The organism is Microbacterium sp. HMWF026 (assembly GCF_003061325.1).
Lineage (GTDB): Bacteria > Actinomycetota > Actinomycetes > Actinomycetales > Microbacteriaceae > Microbacterium > Microbacterium testaceum_E.
Genome location: NZ_QAJB01000230.1, coordinates 1 through 7,858 on the forward strand (window position 1 = coordinate 1; position 7,858 = coordinate 7,858).

General features: G+C 71.0%; 10 protein-coding genes. 5 read left to right on the plus strand and 5 right to left on the minus strand.

Features of this window, described 5'->3' with window-relative positions; genetic code table 11:
* The first annotated feature begins 107 nt into the window (after positions 1 to 107).
* Positions 108 to 1,103, plus strand: coding sequence for a proline/glycine betaine ABC transporter permease (locus DBR36_RS09280; protein WP_108318771.1), 996 nt, complete (start codon positions 108 to 110; stop codon positions 1,101 to 1,103).
* 108 nt (positions 1,104 to 1,211) lie between these two features.
* Complete coding sequence (locus tag DBR36_RS09285) at positions 1,212 to 2,117, plus strand: glycine betaine ABC transporter substrate-binding protein (protein ID WP_108318773.1); 906 nt, start codon at positions 1,212 to 1,214, stop codon at positions 2,115 to 2,117.
* 50 nt (positions 2,118 to 2,167) lie between these two features.
* Here DBR36_RS09285 and DBR36_RS09290 read toward each other — a convergent pair whose 3' ends face one another.
* Both DBR36_RS09290 and DBR36_RS09295 read right to left on the minus strand, forming a co-directional pair.
* Positions 2,168 to 2,458, minus strand: coding sequence for a hypothetical protein (locus tag DBR36_RS09290; RefSeq protein ID WP_146185302.1), 291 nt, complete (start codon positions 2,456 to 2,458; stop codon positions 2,168 to 2,170).
* Between the two features lie 213 nt (positions 2,459 to 2,671).
* Positions 2,672 to 3,403, minus strand: coding sequence for a YqjF family protein (locus DBR36_RS09295; RefSeq protein ID WP_108318777.1), 732 nt, complete (start codon positions 3,401 to 3,403; stop codon positions 2,672 to 2,674).
* 47 nt (positions 3,404 to 3,450) lie between these two features.
* Between DBR36_RS09295 and DBR36_RS09300 the strand changes: the two genes are divergently transcribed.
* On the plus strand, positions 3,451 to 3,711 hold the full coding sequence (locus DBR36_RS09300; RefSeq protein WP_108318779.1) for a DUF3253 domain-containing protein: 261 nt from the start codon (positions 3,451 to 3,453) through the stop codon (positions 3,709 to 3,711).
* 7 nt (positions 3,712 to 3,718) lie between these two features.
* Here DBR36_RS09300 and DBR36_RS09305 read toward each other — a convergent pair whose 3' ends face one another.
* Both DBR36_RS09305 and DBR36_RS09310 read right to left on the minus strand, forming a co-directional pair.
* Entirely contained in the window at positions 3,719 to 4,441 is a 723-nt protein-coding gene (locus DBR36_RS09305) for a hypothetical protein (protein ID WP_108318781.1), read from the minus strand.
* A gap of 32 nt (positions 4,442 to 4,473) precedes the next feature.
* Complete coding sequence (locus DBR36_RS09310; protein WP_108318783.1) at positions 4,474 to 5,457, minus strand: hypothetical protein; 984 nt, start codon at positions 5,455 to 5,457, stop codon at positions 4,474 to 4,476.
* 162 nt (positions 5,458 to 5,619) lie between these two features.
* Between DBR36_RS09310 and DBR36_RS09315 the strand changes: the two genes are divergently transcribed.
* Positions 5,620 to 6,957, plus strand: coding sequence for a TrkH family potassium uptake protein (locus tag DBR36_RS09315; RefSeq protein ID WP_258222689.1), 1,338 nt, complete (start codon positions 5,620 to 5,622; stop codon positions 6,955 to 6,957).
* Positions 6,950 to 7,645 (plus strand): TrkA family potassium uptake protein, encoded by a 696-nt coding sequence (locus DBR36_RS09320; protein ID WP_108318787.1) that lies wholly within the window; start codon positions 6,950 to 6,952, stop codon positions 7,643 to 7,645. The genes DBR36_RS09315 and DBR36_RS09320 overlap by 8 nt, the downstream gene beginning before the upstream one ends.
* 43 nt (positions 7,646 to 7,688) lie before the next feature.
* Here the strand turns inward: DBR36_RS09320 and DBR36_RS17675 are convergent, their stop codons facing one another.
* Positions 7,689 to 7,826 (minus strand): hypothetical protein, encoded by a 138-nt coding sequence (locus DBR36_RS17675; RefSeq protein WP_165801169.1) that lies wholly within the window; start codon positions 7,824 to 7,826, stop codon positions 7,689 to 7,691.
* Between the last annotated feature and the right edge of the window lie 32 nt (positions 7,827 to 7,858).

A 7,858-nucleotide genomic window follows, 5' to 3' on the forward strand; every position in this document is an offset into this window, starting at 1 on the left:
ACCTCCACCGAGGAGATCACCGTGCTTCCCCACCCCCTGCCCTCCGCCGAGATCGACGCGGTGCTCGCCGACAAGGCGCCGGCCGTCGAGAACGAGGTGGTGCGCTGATGGACGGCTTCCGCATCCCCGTCGGTGTCTGGGTCGACTCCGCGGTCGACTGGCTGCGCGACAACCTCTCGGGCCTGTTCGACGTGATCGCCGTCGTCGTGCGATTCCTCGTCGGCGGTCTCAGCGACGTGCTGCTGGCCGCCCCCATCGTCGTCGTGGTCGTCGTCGCCGCGCTGCTGGCCTGGCTGCTGCGCTCGTGGAAGCTCGCGGTGGGGACCGTCGTCGGTTTCGCGCTCATCCTCGCGATGGGCCAGTGGGTCACCGCGATGCAGACGCTCGCGCTCGTGCTCGTGGCCACCGTGGTCGCCGTCGCGATCTCGGTGCCGCTGGGCATCTGGTCGGCACGCAATCCGACGGTCCGCGCCGTGCTGAAGCCCATCCTCGACTTCATGCAGACGATGCCCGCCTTCGTCTACCTGATCCCCGCGATCACGTTCTTCAGCATCGGCGTCGTGCCCGGCGTGGTGTCGACCGTCATCTTCGCCCTGCCCCCGGGCGTGCGTCTGACCGAGCTCGGCATCCGCGGGGTGGACTCCGAGACCGTCGAGGCCGGACACGCCTTCGGGGCGACCCCCGGGCAGATCCTGCGCGGCATCCAGTTGCCCCTCGCGATGCCTACGATCATGGCGGGCGTCAACCAGGTCATCATGCTCGCGCTGTCGATGGCGGTCGTCGCGGGCATCGTCGGGGCCGACGGCCTCGGCAAAGAGGTCGTGCAGTCGATATCGACCGTCAACCTGCCCAAGGGCGTCGAGGCGGGCCTGAGCGTCGTCATCCTCGCGGTCTATCTGGACCGGCTCACCGCGGCGCTCGGCGATCGGGCCGACAACCGCGGCTCTCTGCTGGGTGTCCTGGCTCGGCGACGGACCGCGCGCTCCGCCGCGGTCGCCTCCACGGCCGCACCGTCCGTCGACACCACCACAGCGGATGCCGCGAGCGAGGCCGAGCGCGAGACGGCGTCACCGCGTCGCGCACCGGTGTCGTCGGGGCGCTGAGCCCTCGGCATCCGGTCTCCTCTTTCTGAGCGTGAGGTGCGGAATCTCGGCACCTCGCACGCAGAAGCTCCTACGGAAATCACATACGAAACGGAAGAGAACACAGCAATGAACACGCGACACCTCACCTCAGCACTCGCCCTCGGAGCCGCGGGCGCCCTCGCCCTCGCCGGATGCGCCAGCGGCAACATGGCCGAAGGCGGCTCGGGCGACGGCGGCGACAAGGGCACGATCACGCTCGGCTTCCTGCCGTCGTGGACCGACGGCCTGAGCACCGCCTACCTGCTCGAGGACCAGCTCGAGAAGCTCGGCTACTCGGTCGAGATGCAGACGCTCACCGAGGCGGGTCCCCTCTACACCGGCCTCGCCCAGGGCGACGTCGACATCTACCCCTCGGCGTGGCCCGAACTGACCCACAAGTCGTACATGGACCGCTACGGCGACGACATCGAGGACCTCGGTGCGTACTACGACAACGCCAAGCTGACGATCGCCGTGCCCAGCTACGTCGACATCGACTCGATCGAGCAGCTGCAGGCCAACGCCGCGCGCTTCGACGGGCGCATCTACGGCATCGAGCCGGGCGCGGGGCTGACGAAGCAGACGCAGGAGACCATGCTGCCCGGCTACGGGCTCGACGGCGACTTCGAGCTGGTCACCTCGTCGACCGCGGCGATGCTCACCGAGCTCGACAACGCGATCGCGGCGCAGAAGGACATCGCCGTCACGCTGTGGCGTCCGTTCTGGGCCAATGACGCCTACGACGTCAAGGACCTCGCCGACCCCCAGGGTCTGATGGGCGACCCCGAGGCGCTGCACTTCCTCGGCACCGCCGGCTTCGCCGAGAAGTACCCGGATGCCGCCGAGCTCATCGCCGGCATCCAGCTCGACGACGAGCAGTACGGCTCGCTCGAGGACCTCGTCGTCAACGAGTTCGGCGAGGGCCGCGAGGCCGAGGCCGTCGACGCGTGGCTGGAGCAGAACCCCGAGGCGTTCTCGACGCAGCGCAGCTGACGCGGGTACGTGCGGCGGCCCCCTTCACCGGTGTGGTGGAGGGGGCCGCTTCAGGGAACGACGACGGCACTGTCGGAGAAGTCGCGGTAGAGCTGCATGGCGGCCATCGCTGCCGCGAAGCGCAGACCGATCACAGCGACGATGACGACGATCACCACGATGACGAGGACGCGCGGACTGCCCCGTTCGACGACGAAGACGGCGACGCTCGCGAACATCAGTGTGTAGATCTGAAGCGCGAAAGAAGCGCCCGCGCCGACCGGCGCGACGAGCGCTGCGAGGCCGCAGAGCAGGACCCACCAGTGCAGCGACTGCGGCGAGAACGTGCGGGGACGGGGCATGACGGAACCGTAGGCCACGACGACGACGGCAGTCGGTGCGGACGATCGCCGTCGGAGGGGCGGTTCCGCGCAGCGGCGGTGAGGATCCCCGCGCGGGCGGAGGGAGCGCTCCCCGCGGTTGGGGAACGGCCTCATCCTCACGGCGAAGATCACTCACCCGGTAGCCGTTGCAGTCCCCGCGAGACGGTCCCGCGCACCCGCCGCCGTGGCTCGTCAGCGGATCGCGTGGGCGGCGGTGAAGCGCGTGATGAAGCCGGGGTGCCCCGCGGGCATCGCCAGCACCGAGTCGGGGGTGCGTCCGGCGAGCTGGGGGAAGCCGGAGTCGGCGACGAGCTGGTCGTCGAGGACATCCAGCTCGGCGGTGACCAGGGGCCACGGCTCGTGACTGTTCGCCGCCCAGATCGTGCGGCCCAGGTGACGCTCGTGGAAGCCCCACCGGGCGGTGAGGAAGCGGGACAGGTCGTTGTCCACCGTGTCGGTGCCGAGGGTGGCCCGCACCCGCGTGCCCGGGAACCCGCCACCGTGACGTCGCGAGCGGTACTCGATGCGCGCGCCGTCGGTGCGCACGCCCGCTCGCGCCCACCGGTAGGGCAGGCCGAACAACGCCTGGGCCGCGACGACCGGTGCGAGGTGCTCGGCCTCGAGCGTGCGGAACACGACCCCGCGACGACCCTCGTCGTCGATCGCGTAGGTGCGGACGTTGATCTCGGTGAAGGTGCCGACGAACGGCACCGGCGGCAGCGGGAGGAAGCGGAACTCGCTCAGCACGAACGGGACCAGACCCACCCACGCCGACCCGTCGTGCACGTCGGGTCGCGTTCCGGGCGGCAGCAGCGGCGCCACGTCGGCGGGATCCACCCGCCAGTGAACGAAGACCGCACGGTTCCAGCGCTGCGCGATGACGGCGCGGCCGGGAAGGTCGGGGGCATGGCGCTCGGTGATCACCGGCTCATTCTGACCCCGGCGTCACAGCGCGGGGGGAGACTGGACATATGACCCCGTCGTCTGGTGCGGACCCCCGGCTCGTGGCATCCATTCGCGAACTCCTAGCCGCCCGGGGAGCGGGCAAGACGATCTGCCCGTCCGAGGCGGCGCGCGCGGTCGGCGGCGACGACTGGCGCGACCTCATGCAGCCGGCCCGCGACGCGGCCCACGAGCTGGTGGAGCGCGGCGAGGTCGAGGTCACGCAGAAGGGCGAGGTGGTCGACGTGACCACCGCGCGCGGGCCGGTGCGCATCCGGCGCAGGCGCTGAGCGCCGCTCAGGCGGCGGGCTCGGGCGGCGTCGTCGACGCCCGCGGCGCGGGGAGCTCGAGGGCGACCTTCTTCTCGAGCTCGTCGACCGCCTCGTCGCTGAGCCAGATCAGACCGTCGAGCTCTTCGCGCACGCGTCGGTAGGCGAGCTGCCGCTCGTTGGGAGTGGCTGCCTGATCCGTGGCGACGGTGAGCAGCTGCTTGGCGGTGTCGAGGCGCTTGCGTTCGTCGGGAGAGAAGGCGGCATCCTTCACACGGCGCGCGTCGCGCTCGGCGACCTCGAAGGCCACCTCGTAGTCGGTGACCGCGTCGCGGTACTCGCGCAGCCGGTCGGCGGGGAGCGTCTCGTCCGGGCGGGGACGCAGCTTGTCGGCGACCTTCTTCGCGCGCAGGAAGGCGGCGGTCAACGGCTGACGGCCGTCGCTCATCGCGGGGTAGGTGATGAGCTTCGTCGCGTCGAGCTCGTACTCGAGCCAGCGGTGCGTGACGTCGTCGTGCGACTGCTCGGCGCGCCGCTGTCCGTCGCCGGCGGCGTCCAGGGCCGCGGGCGCGGCGGGGGCGTCGGCGCGAGACCCCGCCTGAGCGGCGAGCAGTTCGAGCTGTTCCTTGTGGCGGCGGCGCGCGGTGACCTCACGGTGCTTCACACGGGCGTTGATCGCGCCCATCGTCATCCCGAAGAGCGGGAAGACGAGCCACCAGTAGTGGCCGGCGAAATTCCAGAAGTCCTGCACGGCGCCATGCTACGCGCTCGCGCCGCGGCTGATCAGGGACGCGGGGGCTGCGGACGATCCCGTGCGGGCGGCGGCCAGGGGGTGCGTTCCGGCGCCGGCGGGGTGGACGCCCGAGCACCCTTGGACGCGCGTTTCGCGCCGCGCTCGGTCCAGCTGCGTGCCGCGGCGCGGCCCATCGACTCCATCGAGCGGGCGAGGGCTCGCTGGGCGGTTTCGGCGAGGTCGGATGCCACCCGGCTCCACGCGTCGCCCCCCTCGATGCTCGGCGGAGTGCCGCCACGGGCCGCGCGCTCGGCGCGATCGAAGGCGTGAGCGGTGCGCCGCACCGCGTCGCGGTAGGCGAGGTAGTCGGCGGGTGCGAGGCGCGTCTGCACCGACGCGGGACGCACCCACTGCGCCCGCTCGTGCGCCCGGAGGAAGTCGGCCAGCAACGGTGAACGCGAGTCGCTCATCGCCGGATAGTCGATCGCGAGGGCGGGATCGGTCTCGTAGGCCATCCACCTCGCGAGGATCGCGTCGTGCTCGGCGAGCAGGCGCGCGACCGGCAGCGGCGCACTGCCGGTGCGGATCGCGGGCAGCATGGCCTTCGCCGCCTTGAGCCCGGCCCGACGCGCGCGCACCTCGGCGACGGCGGCGCGCAGGTCGCGCTGCGCGTCGACCAATCGAGCGCGAGCGGCGGAGACGACGTCGTTCGAGACACGGGATGCCGCCCGCTCCGCCTGGGCGCGCACCACCTCGGCGTCGGCGACCTTGACGTCGGCGCGGCCGCGGGTGACGGCGTTGCGCGCCATCTGCAGGTCGAGGACGGCGGCATCCACCTCGAGGCGACGCGCGGCGCTCTTGCCCATCGGACGAGTGGCCCAGACGCGGACGGCGCGGTCACCGGTGGTCGTGGCGCCCGACGGGAGCGCGCGACGGCGGGAGCGGCGCACGCCGACCCAGCCGACGGTGCCCGCACCGGCCGCTGCCGGGCCGATCCACCACCACTCGGCGAATAGGGCCAGGAGCGGTTCCACGCCCCCATGCTACGTCGGGGCTCCGACAGTGGGCTGGGCGTCGGGCCGGAATCCGCAGAGGCGACCCGACCGCGCGCAACGGTTTCCGCCCGGGGTGGGGCCCCGCCGTGAGAGCGGGCGCGAGGGGTGTGAGATCGTATCCCGGTGAGGAACGGGACACGCGTGGCGCGACGGCGCGGGGCTCTTCTCACCCCTGGGCGCGTCATCGCCCTCGCGTTCGGCGGCGCCCTGGCGGTGGGGACCGCCCTGCTGAGCCTGCCGGTCGCGACCCAGGAGCGATCGGCGACCCTTCTCGAGGCCCTCTTCACGGCCACGAGCGCCCTGTGCGTCACCGGACACATCGTGGTCGACACTCCGAACTTCTGGTCGCCGTTCGGTCAGGTCGTCATCATGGTCCTGATCCAGGTGGGCGGCTTCGGCGTCATGTCCCTGGCGACCCTGCTCGGTCTGCTCGTCGCGCGGCGGCTCGGGCTGCGGACCCGTTTGACCGCGGTGAGCGAGACCCACACGGTGGCGGTGGGCGACGTCCGTCGGGTGCTCACGGGGGTCGCGATCATCGCCCTGGCGACCGAGGCGGTCGTGGCCGTCCTGCTCGCCGGGCGGTTCTGGCTGGCGTACGACGAACCGTTCGCGCGGGCGGTGTGGCTGGGCGTCTTTCACTCGGTCTCGTCCTTCAACAACGCCGGATTCGCGCTCTTCAGCGACAGCCTCATCTCGTTCGCCACCGACCCGTTCATCTGCCTGCCGATCTGCGCGGCCATCATCATCGGCGGCCTCGGATTCCCCGTGATCATGGAGCTGTGGCGTCGCTACCGCTTCCCCCGCAAGTGGACGCTCAACACGGTCACCGTCCTGGTGGGCTCCGTCGTGCTGCTCGTGGTCGGGTCGGTGGTCCTCACCGCCCTGGAGTGGTCGAACCCGGCGACGCTCGGCCCCCTGGACCCCGCCGGGCGACTGCTCGCGGGATTCACGATGTCGGTCATGCCGCGGACGGCGGGGTTCAACTCCATCGACGTCTCCCAGATGCTGCCCGAGAGCTGGTTCGTCACCGACATCCTCATGTTCATCGGCGGTGGACCGGCGGGTACCGCCGGCGGCCTCAAGATCACGACATTCGCGGTCCTGCTGTTCATCGTGCTCGCCGAACTCCGTGGCGACACCGCGGTCAACATGTTCGGCAAGCGCCTGCCCCGCTCCACGCACCGCGAGGCGCTGACCGTCGCCCTGCTGTCGGTGGCCCTGGTCGTCGGATCGACGCTCGCCATCATGCTGCTGAGCCCCTACGGATTCGAGCGCGTCTTCTTCGAGGTGGTGTCGGCGTTCGCCACGGTGGGCCTGTCGACCGGCATCACGGCAGATCTTCCCCCCCTCGCGCAGCTCATCCTCATCGCCCTGATGTTCATCGGCCGTCTGGGCCCCGTCCTGCTCGGTGCAGCCCTCGCGCTGACGCGCGAGAAGCGCATGTACGAACTCCCGAAGGAGCGTCCGATCATTGGATAACAACACGTTCTTCAGCCGTCGGCGGGCCCGCGGGAACTCGGCCACCTCGATCGCCGTCATCGGGCTCGGGCGCTTCGGCGGCGCGCTGGCCACCGAGCTCGCGCGCAGCGGCAGCGAGGTGCTCGGCGTCGACACCGACGAGGACATCGTCCAGTCGCTGAACGGTGTCCTGACGCACGTGGTGCGGGCCGACTCGACCAAGCAGGCGGCGCTCGAGCAGCTCGGCATCGCCGAATTCGACCGGGTGGTGGTCGGCATCGGGTCCGACATCCAGGCGAGCATCCTCACCACCTCGCTGCTCAAGCGGATGGGAACGCGGTCGATCTGGGCCAAGGCGATCAGCGAACAGCACGGCCTGATCCTGGAGCAGCTCGGCATCGAGCACGTCGTCTACCCCGAAGCCGACATGGGGCGCCGCGTGGCCCACCTCGTCCGGGGAGCCATGCTCGACTACGTCGAATTCGATCGCGACCTCGTCGTCGCGAAGACCGTGGCTCCGCGCGAGCTGGTGGGTCAAACCCTCGAGCAGTCCGCGGTACGCCGTCGCCACGGGGTGACGATCGTCAAGGTGCGTCATGCCGACGGGCAGTGGCACGCCGCTGGCGCGGCATCCGTCATCCACAAGGGCGACCTGCTGATCGTGATCGGCCCCGTGGAGAAGACCGAGCGCTTCGCCGCACTCGTCTAGCGCGACCGTCGCCCTGCGCGCGGAGGTCCGCTCGCGCGGGCGTTCAGCCGAGGATGAGCGAGATGACCGTGGCGCCGCCGCCGGTGAGCACCAGGGCGCCGATCACGATCCACGCGGTGATCTTGACGCGCTTCTGGCGTTTGTCGCTGAAGACGGTCATGTCGTCGTCGTCATCGGTCATCGCGCGTCTCCTTTCGGGGGAGTGTCGGGGGT